We start from the raw sequence: 12,656 nt of genomic DNA on the forward strand, positions 1-12,656 counted from the left end.
CTCCCGAGAGGTAAAGATGTCAGAGTTAAATACCCTTAATGCGCCCACTTCTGAACCGTCGTCAGCCGACACTTGGTTTGATAAAATCCGCCAAGGCTTAATCGGCAAAGCGCAGCAAATCCAAACGCCTTTTGGCTTACGTAAGTTGTGCTATGCCGATTACACCGCCTCTGGTCGTAGTCTGGACTTTATCGAGTCCAGTTTACAAAACACGGTTATGCCTTTCTACGCCAATACCCATACGGAAGCCAATGCTACAGGCCAACAGACTAGCGCCTTTCGTGAACAAGCAAGGCAACAAATACGCCAAGCGGTGAACGCCAATGACGATGACTTAGTGGTGTTTTGTGGCAGTGGTGCTACCAGCGCCATCAACACTCTCATTAGTCAACTAGGGTTACGAAACCTCAGCCCAGAGCAAGCCCAGTCTGTCTGTGTCCTGCTCGGCCCCTATGAGCACCACTCCAATGAATTACCTTGGCGAGAGCTCGGTGTTGTGATGCAACGAATTCCTGAAGGTGAACAAGGCGGCGTTTGCTTGCAAGCCTTGGAAGTGGCATTACAGGAACACCAAGGTAAACGCATTATCGGCACATTTAGCGCGGCCTCGAACGTGACGGGTATTTTGGAAGACCAGAAAGCAATCACCCAACTGCTGCATCGCTATCACGCCTTATCTTTCTGGGATTTCGCCGCCGCAGCGCCCTATGTCTCTCTTGATATGAACCCTGCAGACAGTAAAGAGTTAAGCAAAGATGCTCTGTTCTTTTCGATGCATAAGTTTGTTGGTGGACCGGGCACACCGGGCATTTTAGTCGTAAAGAAATCCCTTATCGCCAATGCCCAACCGAGCCATATTGGCGGTGGCACGGTTTCGTTCGTCACCCCAGATGATCATCAGTTTTTACCCATTGGAGAGCGTCGTGAAGAAGGCGGCACACCAGCGATTCTAGAGTCCATTCGCGCCGGCTTAGTGATGCACCTTAAACAACAAGTGGGTGAAGAAGCGATTGAACAAAGAGAAAGTGAACTGATTGCCAAGATGGAGCAACGCTGGGCCAATCAACCGAATATTGAACGCTTAGGGCATGCTCAAGCCAAACGTTTGTCGATTACCGCAGTGCGAATTAAGACCCCTTATGGCTATCTTCACCATGGTTTTGTAACGGCGTTATTAAATGATCTATTTGGTTTGCAAGTGCGCGGGGGCTGTTCCTGTGCTGGACCCTATGGACATCAGTTGCTGAACATTGATAAAGCTAAATCGCAACGTATTCAGCAAGCCTTGGCGGATCAGGAAAAACTCGTCAAACCGGGCTGGGTGCGATTTAACCTTAACTATTTTATCAGCGACCAAGAGGCGGACTTTATTCTGCAAACCATTGAGTTTGTGGCCAACCATGGACTGGCATTTCTGCCCTATTATGCCTACGACACCAGCAGCGATGTGTGGCGCTTTCAAAACCACCAACTGCAGCCTATGGCATTAGCGCACTTGGCAAATCAATGGTTTGAACCTAAGAGCCATGGAGATCAAGTAATCCCGCAAGTTGATTGTTGGCAAGAGGCTAATCAGCTCATGGCAGATTTTGCTGCGGGCAAGTACCCAGTTCAGCGCCAACCTTTTAATGCGAAATATGCAGACATAAAAGACTTTGTTTTAGTGCAGGACTTACCTGCCTAATACAATACATCCCAAAGGGGCATGCTAGTTTGCCTCTTTGGGTTCTAGCTCTAAGGTCATTTTGCGATACGCCACATCCGATTTATAAAAGCGCTCCCCCTGTACTTGCATATCAAACCTTTGGTAAAAACCGATGGCGGTTTCTCTGGCATCACACCAAAACTGTGTCACCGCTTGCTGACTAAGCTCTGCCAATAACCGAGTCAACATCATTTGCCCTATGCCTTGGCCTTGATAGGCTGGCAAGGTAGCGAATTTTCGTAATCGTGCCTGTTGCTGGTCAATAAACACCGAGGCCACACAGACTAATTCTTGCTGATAAAAGCCGCCGAAATGCCAACCGATGTTGTCATCCGTTAGCCGACAGTCTTCTAATGATGCGGCAGGCCAAAGTACTTGCTGCCGCAACGGCAAGGTTTCTTCTGGGGTGATTTTTTGAATATTCAGTTGCGATAAACAAATATTGGTCATCTTGCTCATAGTTTTAACCATTACTATCCATTGCGGCCACCATGGCGTGAATTTTCCGAGCTTTTTCAAAATGGTTTAATTGGTTTTCTTCAATCCACCAGCGGGCTGCACTCATCAATAACGCTGGATCATCATTTTTATTGGCAAAAAATGCGTAGAAGGACACCTGCACTGTCTCGCCTTTTTGTTGAATCTTTTGCTCACAAACTCGCAGAATCTTGTTTCTTAAATCTTCATTCATTCAGATTTTTCTCTTTTAAGTCAATTTCTTGCATGAGTCACGCGACCTCTATAGTGAGCTATTTACCCTCTCTACGACTAAAGTCGGACTTCATCTTTGCTCAGCTACTGATAGATTGATCTAGCTCATAAAAATAATTATAAGGAGACCTATCGTGTCCGATCATAGCAAAAATGCAGAAAAATACTGGCAAGCAAACCTTAGGCTGATTTTAGGCAGCTTAGTGGTTTGGGCACTGGTATCTTATGGCTTTGCCATTCTCTTACGTCCCATGCTCTCAGGTATTCAAGTTGGCGGCACAGACCTTGGGTTCTGGTTCGCACAGCAAGGTTCCATCATTGCTTTCATCATTTTGACATTTTTCTACGCATGGAAAATGAACAAATTAGATGAAGAATTTGGCCTACAGGAGTAATAAGCATGGATCAATTTACCATAAATCTACTCTTTGTCGGTGGCTCCTTCGCCCTCTACTTTGGTATCGCTTTTTGGGCACGTGCAGGCTCAACGAAAGAATTCTATGTTGCCGGTGGTGGGGTTCACCCAGTACTAAATGGTATGGCGACGGCAGCAGATTGGATGTCCGCGGCCTCTTTCATCTCTATGGCGGGCTTGATCGCCGCCGGTGGTTATGCAAACTCAACCTTCCTCATGGGTTGGACAGGTGGCTACGTGTTACTGGCCATGCTGCTCGCCCCTTACCTACGTAAATTCGGTAAGTTCACTGTGCCAGACTTTATCGGTGATCGCTTCTACAGCCGCACCGCGCGTTTGGTCGCCGTAGCTTGTTTGATCATTGCGTCGGTAACCTACGTTATCGGTCAAATGACAGGTGCTGGTGTGGCCTTCTCTCGCTTCCTTGAAGTCGATAAGAACACGGGCCTAACCATTGCCGCTATTGTGGTTTTCTTCTATGCCGTATTAGGTGGTATGAAAGGGATTACTTACACTCAGGTCGCTCAGTATGTGGTGTTGATCATCGCTTACACGATTCCTGCTGTGTTCATCTCTTTGCAACTAACCGATACCTTCCTACCTGCAATTGGCTTGTTCTCTAACCATACTGAGTCTGGCATTCCTTTATTGCAAAAACTGGATGAAGTGGTGCGTGAACTTGGCTTTAGGGATTACACTGCCGATGTAGACAACAAGCTAAACATGGTTCTGTTTACCTTGTCTCTAATGATTGGTACTGCAGGCTTGCCTCACGTTATCATTCGTTTCTTCACCGTACCTAAAGTGGCTGACGCACGTTGGTCTGCTGGTTGGGCATTGGTATTCATCGCACTATTGTACCTAACAGCACCTGCTGTAGCGTCTATGGCTCGTCTAAACCTATTGACGACTATTTACCCATCTGGTCCAACAGAACAACCGATCGAATATGCGGAACGTCCTGATTGGGTACAAACTTGGGAAACCACAGGTCTTATCAAGTTTGATGATAAGAATGGCGATGGCCGTGTGCAGTTCTACAACGACACACCTGCTTTCCAAGAAGAAGCAACAGCTCGTGGCTGGGAAGGCAACGAATTGGTGGTTAACCGCGATATTCTCGTACTGGCGAACCCAGAGATTGCTAACTTGCCTTCTTGGGTAATTGGTTTGATTGCGGCAGGTGGCTTAGCAGCAGCCTTATCAACGGCGGCAGGCTTGCTCTTAGCCATATCCTCAGCCGTGAGTCACGATTTGATCAAAGGCTCCATCAACCCCAATATAAGCGATAAGGGGGAACTGCGAGCAGCACGAATATCCATGTTCGTCGCGATAGTGGTGGCAACTTACTTAGGTATGAATCCGCCAGGCTTTGCCGCCCAGGTGGTTGCTTTAGCCTTTGGTATCGCTGCGGCCTCTATCTTCCCTGCGTTGATGATGGGTATTTTCTCGAAACGTATTAACAGTAAAGGTGCCATTGCCGGCATGCTAGCAGGTTTAGGCTGTACCTTGGTTTACATCTTTATGTTCCTAGGTTGGTTCTTTATTCCTGGCACAGCGTCTTTTGCCAATACGCCTGATAACTGGTTATTTGGGGTGTCTCCGCTATCATTTGGTGCCATTGGTGCCATGATTAACTTCGCGGTTGCTTTCTCAGTATCTTCTATGACAGAAGAGCCACCAAAAGAAATTCAAGATCTAGTAGAAAGCGTTCGCTACCCTCAAGGAGCTGGCGGTGCGGTTGACCACTAAGATGTTGTGATACTTTAGAGTCACTGCTATAAAAGTGATTCACGACAATGAACGAGTCTTCCAGAAGGAAGGCTCGCTTCATTCACACAAGACTAATAAAGAGAATATTTATGATTTGGGAACTCATTGCGACGATTTTCGCCGGTGTCGGTGGCGCGGGTATTGCCCTCTTGATCAGAAAAATATCAAAACAAAATGCGCCTAAATGGCTAGTTCCTGCGCTGGCAGGCCTTGCTATGTTAGGTTTTCAAGTACAGGGTGAATACGACTGGTATGAACATCAAGCAAGTCTACTCCCGGAAGGTGTCGTGGTCGTAAAAGCGGTGGAAGAAAAAGCCCCTTGGCGTCCATGGAGCTACTTATACCCGCAAACTATGCGATTTATTGCTGCGGATGTGGCCAACTCTGCTCAAAACAAAATTGACCCAAATTTGATTCTTGTCGATTTGTATTTCTTTGAGCGACGCAGCGTCGCCAAACGCGTGCCGCAAATTGTGGATTGCTTACAAGGCGCCCGTACTGACTTTACTCAGAACTTCAGTGCCTCACAACAAGACAACAACCACAAGCAAACTTGGCACCAACTGGATAAGAGCGATGCTCTACTAACGTCCGTTTGTAGCTAAACCTCCCTACCTATATTAGCAACTTGCTTGAACCTTTCTTCAATCAAGTTGCTCTCAGTGTTTACTTTGTAAACTTGCCTATGTCGGCCTTATCATTGACGGTTATTATTTTTTACCAATCGAGGTGAAAAAAACTGAATTGTTACTTATCTATCACTCAATTAACCTGACTCTATGAAATTCTGCCCACATTATGGAGTCTGACTTTATGCAATACCTTGAAAACGCCTACATTAACGGCAACTGGTATCCACTCACCGGGCCGGATCGTTTTCCACTGGTTAATCCCGCTACAGAGGAATGCATTGCAAAGGTGACCATGGCCACCGAAAGCGATGTTAACCAAGCTGTTGCTGCGGCCAACCAAGCCCTACCGGCTTGGTCCAACACCTCAAATAAGAAACGCGCAGAATACTTAAACGCCATTGCCGATGAGATGCTCAACCGCTATGACGATTTAATCCAAGCACATGTACAGAGCATGGGTTGCCCAACAAGCCTAACAGGGGCGTTCCATATCGACTGTGCGATAGAGGCTATGCGTTATTACGCCGAAATGGCACCCATGATTGATAAAGTCGAACAAAGAGAAAACAACCTCATTACCAAACAACCTATCGGGGTTTGTGCGCTCATTAATCCATGGAACTATCCGCTACATCAGCTAGTTGGTAAATTGGCGCCGGCTTTAGCCACAGGCTGTACCGTGGTCATAAAACCTGCAGAACAGACGCCTCTGGCCGATCAAATCATGGCGCAAATCATCCATAAAGTCGGCCTACCAGCCGGTGTGTTTAATTTGCTTTTTGGCCGTGGTCACGTCATAGGTCCGATGCTTGCCGAGCACCCTAAAGTAAATATGATTTCCTTTACCGGCTCTACCAGAGCAGGAATCGAAGTGGCTAAGAATGCGGCCTCTAGTGTGAAACGCGTATGCCAAGAATTGGGGGGGAAATCTGCATACATCATTACAGAAGATGCCGACCTTGAAGCAGCCGTTCGCTATGGTGTAGAAGATGTGATGGGGAATACCGGCCAAACCTGTAATGCACTAACCCGTATGCTAGTCCCCAAAAGCCGCTATCAAGAGATCATTAAGATCGCCGCTCAAGTTGCCCAAGAACAGGTAGTAGGCGACCCAAACCATGAAAGTTCTACGATGGGTCCATTAGCTTCTGCTCAACAGTTCAATATAGTTCAGGACTACATTAGGATTGGGATTGAGGAAGGTGCCGAGCTTTTGGTAGGAGGGACTGACCGACCTGAAGGTTTGTCAAAAGGTTATTATGTGAAACCGACTATTTTTACCAAAGTGACTCGTGATATGCGGATTGCCCGAGAGGAAATTTTTGGTCCTGTGTTATGTATTATGGAATATGATGAAGTCGAGAACGCTATAGACATTGCGAATGACAGCGAATATGGCCTCTCATCTGGGGTATACGCCAAAGACCAAGCGTCAGCGTTGCCTATTGCTGCGCGCTTAGACGCCGGTCAATGTTATATTCAAGGCAGTTTCTTTTCGATGTACGCCCCTTTTGGTGGGGTTAAGCAATCTGGAAATGGTCGTGAGTGGGGCGAAGAAGCCATGCACGAATACATAGAAACCAAAGCCATTATCTGCCCATAAATTTTTATGTCTGAGCATTCATTCGCAGGTACTCAAAAAGCCCCTTGGTCGACTGATCAAGGGGCTTTTTGCTGTCTTGTTGTGAAGAAACTAGAACTTAGACATCACTACGGAATGGAATTTTCACTTCATAGCCAGGCTCTTCTGGCTCATCATCGACCATTTGCGCTGGGAAGCCTTTGCCCAATACTTTAACGTCACAGGCTTCTTCCATACGACGAATTATGTTTGGCGAAAACTCACGATCGCCGTAACGAGCTTGACCATCTTTGAATATATCAACGATTAATGGCGCAACTTCTAACGGCATGCCATGACGCTTAGCGACCTCATTAAATAGACCCACATCCTTAGAAACCAGATCCAGAGTAAAGCTAATATCACGACTACCATTCAAGATAACCTGAGATTCAGTCTCATGCACAAAAGAGTTACCAGAGGAAGCTTTGATGCCCTCATAAGCCACATTCATATCCAGCCCCATCACTTTGGCCGCTGTTAGCGCCTCAGATAAAGCCACTAGATGAACACTACACAGGTAATTAGTGATCAGCTTTAAGACTGTCGCACTACCAAGGGGGCCTGTATGAATAACGCGGCGACCCATTTTCGTCAAAATGGGCAATACAGTTTCAAAGGCTTGGCGTTCACAGCCAGCAAAAATGGAAATGTTACCTGTGCCCGCACGGTGACAACCACCCGACACTGGGCAATCCACCGCCATCGCTTGTTTTGATTGTACAATGGCAGCGATTCGTTTGATTTCCGCTTCATCTGTAGTGCTCATTTCTAGCCAAATATTGCCTGCACTAATGCCTGCAATTACACCATCTTCTGCTTCCATGACGTGAGAGCAAGCAGCCGGAGATGGTAGACAAGTAATAATAACATCACATGCCTCAGCCAATGCTTTAGGTGAAGTCGCTGTTAGAGCGCCCTTGTCTTGAAATTTCGCCATTAAAGATTCGTCTAGATCACGAACCATCACATTCATGCCATTCCTTAGCAGGCTACCTGCTAATTGACCACCGACATTACCTAACCCAATAAAACCTACCTGCATTGCGACACCTCTTAATCTGCTGTGAAATTTAATTAAGATTAACCATGGCTCGCACGCTTAAAAATTGATTTTTTTTGAGAGCTCCGGTAAAAAAAACCTTCCAATCATTTAGACTTCCCTGTTGGCAATCCATTACACTAGAAGATACTCGGCAATCTACCTGCCCCAGTCGTTTGAAACAGGTAATTAAATGAAAAATGAAATACTCGACAGAACGCAGGATGATCCATCATTCGATAAGATTGACCTAAGAAAGCTTCCTCCTCTTAAGTCTCTCAAAGGCTTTGAAGCCGCAGCCCGGCTACAAAGCGTGCGCGGTGCCGCCGAGGAACTCAGCCTTACTCACCCAGCCATCAGTCATCAAATTCAGACATTAGAAAACAGCTTAGCCTGTAAGCTTTTCGAGCGAGAGGGTCGCCATATACGCTTAACACCAGCCGGCGAGCGTTATTATCCTTTTGTTCGTAAAGCGTTAGAAACCTTAATAGTCGGCACCGAAGAAGTTCGTTCCCAAATCAGCCAACCGACCTTGCGAGTGCAAACCTACATCACCACCTCGATTCGATGGCTCGCCCCCCGTTTGCCAAAATTTAAAAAGCGCCACCCAGATGTGAACTTAGAAATCAGTACTTACAATGCAGATTGGGAATTCGATGAGAAACACGCCGACGTCGCCATCATTTATAAAACACAAGCATTACCAGACTATTTGCACTGGCAACCCTTATTTACCTCCACCGTCTTTCCTGTTTGCAGTCCAGAATTATTGGCTACCCTTACAAATCACCCAGAAGCAAAAGAGCTACAGCACAGTCCATTAATTTCGGTTTACACAGAAGAAAAGTATTGGAGTTGGAAAGACTGGTTCGAATCCGCAGGTGTCCAGATTACCGAACCTACCGGCCCAGAAATCATAGAAGTAGATACCCTTGCTGCCGCTCTTGAAATGGCCGTTATTGGTGAAGGTATCGCTCTGGTAAATGGTCCTTTTGCGGACAGGGATCTAGCGACTGGACGCTTGGTAGTGCCTGTTGACCATCAAGTAGAAGACGCAGGAGAATGGGGCATTGTCTGTCATAAAAACATGTTCAATGACAATCAAGTACAAGCTTTTATTCAATGGCTACAAGAGCAATCTTAGCGGTTACTCTAGCATATTTAACTCATACATTAGGTGTTTCTACCTCATCGATGAGCCAATTTATAACATTCCCCACGGCAAACGTAGAATAATAGTTAGAACAAATTTGGTAACCTCGATTAATTGATTTTATTCTTGGCCCCAATGGTATTAATTCCCCTTCATCAATAAAGGCGTTAATTAGGCCTTCCCAAGCTAAACAAACTCCGTGACCTTTCACTGCTGCCTCAATCATTAGAGGATAGTTGTGATAACAAAATGTGACTGGGTGGTTTGGGGGCTTAATACCAAGCTTTTCTGACCAGTTTTGCCAGTCAAACCATCGTTCATCACCTTTGTCTTTGTGCAATAAGGGTAAATTATGCAAGCTTTCTAAGATATCACCTGACTTTAGTTGGTACTTTTTAGCAAAATCCGGCGAGCAAACGGGGTAAACTTCTTCTGGAATCAATAACTTCTCGAATTGATATTGACCAGTGCTGGTTGAGAAATGAAACAGAATATCTGCTTTGGAAGCCAGGACTTCTTTGAGGCTATTGGTGGGTAGTACTTCGAACAAATAGTCTGGAAACGCCTCTTGTAAACGCTGTAATCTGGGCATAAGCCAATGAAAAGCAAATCCAAAATACACACTAATGGATATCTTCGTACGAGGCTCTTGTACGTCACTCTTTACTTTCATCGTAGCATGCCGAATAGCCTCTAATGGCTCTTTCAGCTCATGATAATACTTAAGGCCTGCCTGAGTGGGTGCCAAAGGTTTAATACTTCGATCAATTAATATCCCCCCAATAATCTCTTCTAAAGAACGTATACGCTGGGATACCAAAGGTTGAGTAATACCCAGTTCGTGAGCGGCGTCCGTCATAGACTGGTTGCGAACACTGGCTTCAAAAGCCAGCAAAGAACTAAGGGTTGGAAGCTCGGATTCTTTAATCATTAGGATTTTGCATACTTTGCATAAGTTTTTGCCTCTGTAATTCGCCCGTAGAGTATTCGATACTGCGCCGACAACAGCATGAGAGGCTTAAAATGCAACAAGTAAATTTCTCTGTCAATGAAGAGCCCCCCTCAATTAGCGCCAGTATTGAAGGGAATCACTATCCACTACCAGCATTATGGTTACGCGAGCGCTGCCAGGATGCGATAAATTTAGATCAAATCACCAAACAGAGGTTGTTTGATCCTCATCAACTCGATGACGATATCGCCTTATTACACGTGGAAAAAAAAGGTCAGTCAAAAGTCTCTATTACTTTCAGTGATGGTTATGTAGGTGAATACGACCTAACAGAATTCTATGCGGATTTTGACCCTTGGGACGGTGCTCCGGTTACCAAAGCGTGGAAAAGCCATTCAGATAAATCTTCTTTTTACATTCCCTTTCAGGAACTAACGGAGCAGGCAGGGCTTATTAAAGGGTTAGAAGCGTTTCTCATTCACGGTGTCATTATCGTAACAGATGTGCCAAATGAGCCAGATGCTATTCTAGACGTCGCCAGTAAATTTGGTCATGTACGCGAAACCAATTTTGGTAAATATTTCGAGGTATATACGCGACCCAATTCAACCGATTTAGCTTACCGCTCTGTTCCCTTGGGTGCCCATACAGATAACCCATATCGTGACCCTATGCCCGGCATTCAACTGCTTCATTGTTTGGATAATCAAACATCTGGTGGTTTATCTACCTTGGTCGATAGCTTAGCAGTGATCGAGCAATTAAAGCGTGAAGACCCTGAAGGTTACCAGTTACTGTGTGAAGTACCTGTCCGTTACCGTTACAAAGATAAAAGTGTTGAGCTAATTGAGCGTCGTACCATCATACAAACAGATACCAGCGGCCGTGTAGAAGGGGTCAGTTATAGCCCAAGACTAGATTATTTGCCGTTATTACCTGAAAATCAGCTCATTCCTTTTCATCGTGCCCGTAAGCGTTTAGGACAATTATTTTGCCATCCTGATTTTGAATGGCGCTTTAAGCTTGAGCCAGGTCAATTACAAATGTTTCATAACTCTCGTGTACTGCATGGTAGAACAGGGTTTGATAGCAATGAGGGAATACGACATTTACAAGGTGCCTACATTGATTTAGACGAGCCGAAAGGTCGCTACAAAGCGCTCAAGCAAAGCCAAACGATTTAACGAAGGATTTACAATGAAAAACGTTCAATTCCGTCAAATGAAAGATGGCACCAAAGAAGAGTATTTGTTTTTAACCGAACACGAAGAAGCCTATGCAACAGGTTTGCCTGACCGCCTACTGGCAACATTGAAAAACCTTGAGAACACCCTATCGGGTTATCAGGTATCCCGCCTTGAGCACTCCTTGCAGTCTGCAACACGAGCCGAAGCGGATGGCGCCGATGAAGAAATGATAGTGGCTGCACTGATCCATGATATTGGCGATGACCTAGCCCCCTATAATCATTCCCAGTATGCGGCGGCCATCCTGCGACCTTATGTGCGACCAGAAGTCACTTGGGTCATTAATCAGCACGGTTTATTCCAGAATTTTTACTATGCTCACCACCTAGGTGGCGATCCGAACGAAAGAGATTACCTAAAAGATCATCCTTGGTATCAAGCCTGCGTAGACTTTTGTGAGCGTTGGGACCAAAGCTCTTTTGACCCAGACTACCCGACCAAACCCTTGGGATACTTTGAGCCTATGCTGCGTAAAATATTTACCCGCCCAGCCTTCGATCCAAAGTATGTGGGCGAACAAACCATGGGCAAAAGCTTCCAAGACATCCCCCAGCCAAGCACAACAAACGAGCCATAAAAGATGCCCACTAAGCGCGAAGAATCGCCTACATATGATCTTATCTAACGATAGCATTAGGCTTATTCATTCGCTTTCTTAGATGGGCCTCGGCATAATGGCCGCTGATTTTAGCACTGGATTTAAGTAGCCATTATGCAAATTACCCAGCAAGAGAGAGACGCGGTTTACAAAACCATCTTTGCCCGTCGTGACGTTCGTCGCGAGTTCATTAGCGACCCTATCCCTGATGAAGTAATAGAACGCATTTTATTAGCGGCTCATCATGCTCCAAGTGTCGGTTTCATGCAGCCTTGGGACTTTATCGTGGTTAAAAATCCAGTCACCAAAACGAAAATCAAACAAGGCTTTTTACAGGCCCATGAAGAGGCGGCAGAACTTTTCACAGGCGAGCGAAAACGACAATATCAAGGGCTTAAACTCGAAGGTATTGAAGAGTCTCCTGTGGGTATTTGTGTCACCTGTGATCGTAAACGTACAGGCCCTGTGGTGCTTGGCCGAACCGCTAAACCAGAAATGGATCTGTTCAGTTCTGTGTGTGCAGTACAAAACTTGTGGCTGGCCGCCCGAGCCGAAAATCTTGGCATGGGCTGGGTGAGCATAGTGCATGATGATGTGATTCGTGACGCTCTCAATATCCCCCAAGACATCGATATCATTGCCTATCTGTGTTTGGGTTATGTGAAGGAATTTCACACCACCCCAGACTTACAACGAGCGGGCTGGCTACCTCGAAAATCTCTAGAATCGAGTGTGCATTTTGAAAGCTGGCCAAAAGTGAATGATCAAGTAGAATGAGGGTTAACTGAGTGTATGGTTGAGTTTTAC

At 45.8% G+C, this 12,656-nt stretch carries 13 protein-coding genes; 9 read left to right on the forward strand and 4 right to left on the reverse strand.

What is annotated here, in order from left to right; translation table 11 throughout:
* Window positions 1-16: 16 nt before the first annotated feature.
* Window positions 17-1,684, forward strand: a complete 1,668-nt coding sequence (locus ABJF92_RS10740; protein WP_446815794.1) for an aminotransferase class V-fold PLP-dependent enzyme — start codon at window positions 17-19, stop codon at window positions 1,682-1,684.
* Between the two features lie 24 nt (window positions 1,685-1,708).
* Here ABJF92_RS10740 and ABJF92_RS10745 read toward each other — a convergent pair whose 3' ends face one another.
* Together ABJF92_RS10745 and ABJF92_RS10750 are read right to left on the reverse strand one after the other, a co-directional pair.
* Window positions 1,709-2,164 (reverse strand): GNAT family N-acetyltransferase, encoded by a 456-nt coding sequence (locus ABJF92_RS10745; RefSeq protein WP_446815795.1) that lies wholly within the window; start codon window positions 2,162-2,164, stop codon window positions 1,709-1,711.
* A 4-nt stretch (window positions 2,165-2,168) separates the two neighbouring features.
* Window positions 2,169-2,396 (reverse strand): DUF6500 family protein, encoded by a 228-nt coding sequence (locus ABJF92_RS10750; protein ID WP_446815796.1) that lies wholly within the window; start codon window positions 2,394-2,396, stop codon window positions 2,169-2,171.
* 154 nt (window positions 2,397-2,550) lie between these two features.
* Here ABJF92_RS10750 and ABJF92_RS10755 point away from each other — a divergent pair, with 154 nt between their 5' ends.
* The 4 genes from ABJF92_RS10755 to ABJF92_RS10770 all read left to right on the forward strand — a co-directional run bounded on the left by ABJF92_RS10755 (window position 2,551) and on the right by ABJF92_RS10770 (window position 6,839).
* Window positions 2,551-2,811 carry a DUF4212 domain-containing protein gene (locus tag ABJF92_RS10755; protein ID WP_446815797.1) on the forward strand — a complete coding sequence of 87 codons (261 nt, stop codon included), beginning with the start codon at window positions 2,551-2,553 and terminating at the stop codon, window positions 2,809-2,811.
* 5 nt (window positions 2,812-2,816) lie between these two features.
* Entirely contained in the window at window positions 2,817-4,583 is a 1,767-nt protein-coding gene (locus tag ABJF92_RS10760) for a sodium:solute symporter family protein (RefSeq protein WP_446815798.1), read from the forward strand.
* Window positions 4,584-4,693: 110 nt separating this feature from the next.
* Window positions 4,694-5,209 carry a hypothetical protein gene (locus ABJF92_RS10765; RefSeq protein ID WP_446815799.1) on the forward strand — a complete coding sequence of 172 codons (516 nt, stop codon included), beginning with the start codon at window positions 4,694-4,696 and terminating at the stop codon, window positions 5,207-5,209.
* Between the two features lie 208 nt (window positions 5,210-5,417).
* A complete protein-coding gene (locus ABJF92_RS10770) occupies window positions 5,418-6,839 on the forward strand; it encodes an aldehyde dehydrogenase family protein (protein WP_446815800.1) in 1,422 nt (473 codons plus the stop codon).
* A 97-nt stretch (window positions 6,840-6,936) separates the two neighbouring features.
* Here ABJF92_RS10770 and ABJF92_RS10775 read toward each other — a convergent pair whose 3' ends face one another.
* Window positions 6,937-7,902: an NAD(P)-dependent oxidoreductase gene (locus tag ABJF92_RS10775; protein WP_446815801.1), complete on the reverse strand. Its 966-nt coding sequence runs from the start codon at window positions 7,900-7,902 to the stop codon at window positions 6,937-6,939.
* Between the two features lie 190 nt (window positions 7,903-8,092).
* Here ABJF92_RS10775 and ABJF92_RS10780 point away from each other — a divergent pair, with 190 nt between their 5' ends.
* Entirely contained in the window at window positions 8,093-9,043 is a 951-nt protein-coding gene (locus ABJF92_RS10780; protein WP_446815802.1) for a LysR substrate-binding domain-containing protein, read from the forward strand.
* Between the two features lie 22 nt (window positions 9,044-9,065).
* Here the strand turns inward: ABJF92_RS10780 and ABJF92_RS10785 are convergent, their stop codons facing one another.
* Window positions 9,066-9,983, reverse strand: a complete 918-nt coding sequence (locus tag ABJF92_RS10785) for a LysR substrate-binding domain-containing protein (protein WP_446815803.1) — start codon at window positions 9,981-9,983, stop codon at window positions 9,066-9,068.
* A gap of 92 nt (window positions 9,984-10,075) precedes the next feature.
* Between ABJF92_RS10785 and ABJF92_RS10790 the strand changes: the two genes are divergently transcribed.
* The 3 genes from ABJF92_RS10790 (at window position 10,076) to bluB (ending at window position 12,626) form a co-directional block, all read left to right on the forward strand.
* Window positions 10,076-11,188, forward strand: coding sequence for a TauD/TfdA family dioxygenase (locus ABJF92_RS10790; RefSeq protein WP_446815804.1), 1,113 nt, complete (start codon window positions 10,076-10,078; stop codon window positions 11,186-11,188).
* A 13-nt stretch (window positions 11,189-11,201) separates the two neighbouring features.
* The gene (locus ABJF92_RS10795; protein WP_446815805.1) at window positions 11,202-11,828 is read left to right on the forward strand and encodes an HD domain-containing protein; all 627 of its coding nucleotides are present in this window, start codon (window positions 11,202-11,204) and stop codon (window positions 11,826-11,828) included.
* A 135-nt stretch (window positions 11,829-11,963) separates the two neighbouring features.
* Window positions 11,964-12,626, forward strand: coding sequence for a 5,6-dimethylbenzimidazole synthase (gene bluB, locus ABJF92_RS10800; protein WP_446815806.1), 663 nt, complete (start codon window positions 11,964-11,966; stop codon window positions 12,624-12,626).
* The last annotated feature ends 30 nt before the right edge of the window (window positions 12,627-12,656 follow it).

The sequence above is a fragment of the Marinomonas sp. genome (assembly GCF_039940335.1).
Taxonomy (GTDB): Bacteria; Pseudomonadota; Gammaproteobacteria; order Pseudomonadales; family Marinomonadaceae; genus Marinomonas.

What these genes read in the sequence shown, in the direction of transcription:
- ABJF92_RS10740 (WP_446815794.1), top strand. Translation starts at nt 17, where the DNA reads ATGTCAGAGTTAAATACCCTTAATGCGCCCACTTCTGAACCGTCGTCA.
- ABJF92_RS10745 (WP_446815795.1), bottom strand. Translation starts at nt 2,164, where the DNA reads ATGAGCAAGATGACCAATATTTGTTTATCGCAACTGAATATTCAAAAA.
- ABJF92_RS10750 (WP_446815796.1), bottom strand. Translation starts at nt 2,396, where the DNA reads ATGAATGAAGATTTAAGAAACAAGATTCTGCGAGTTTGTGAGCAAAAG.
- ABJF92_RS10760 (WP_446815798.1), top strand. Translation starts at nt 2,817, where the DNA reads ATGGATCAATTTACCATAAATCTACTCTTTGTCGGTGGCTCCTTCGCC.
- ABJF92_RS10765 (WP_446815799.1), top strand. Translation starts at nt 4,694, where the DNA reads ATGATTTGGGAACTCATTGCGACGATTTTCGCCGGTGTCGGTGGCGCG.
- ABJF92_RS10770 (WP_446815800.1), top strand. Translation starts at nt 5,418, where the DNA reads ATGCAATACCTTGAAAACGCCTACATTAACGGCAACTGGTATCCACTC.
- ABJF92_RS10775 (WP_446815801.1), bottom strand. Translation starts at nt 7,902, where the DNA reads ATGCAGGTAGGTTTTATTGGGTTAGGTAATGTCGGTGGTCAATTAGCA.
- ABJF92_RS10780 (WP_446815802.1), top strand. Translation starts at nt 8,093, where the DNA reads ATGAAAAATGAAATACTCGACAGAACGCAGGATGATCCATCATTCGAT.
- ABJF92_RS10785 (WP_446815803.1), bottom strand. Translation starts at nt 9,983, where the DNA reads ATGATTAAAGAATCCGAGCTTCCAACCCTTAGTTCTTTGCTGGCTTTT.
- ABJF92_RS10790 (WP_446815804.1), top strand. Translation starts at nt 10,076, where the DNA reads ATGCAACAAGTAAATTTCTCTGTCAATGAAGAGCCCCCCTCAATTAGC.
- ABJF92_RS10795 (WP_446815805.1), top strand. Translation starts at nt 11,202, where the DNA reads ATGAAAAACGTTCAATTCCGTCAAATGAAAGATGGCACCAAAGAAGAG.
- bluB (WP_446815806.1), top strand. Translation starts at nt 11,964, where the DNA reads ATGCAAATTACCCAGCAAGAGAGAGACGCGGTTTACAAAACCATCTTT.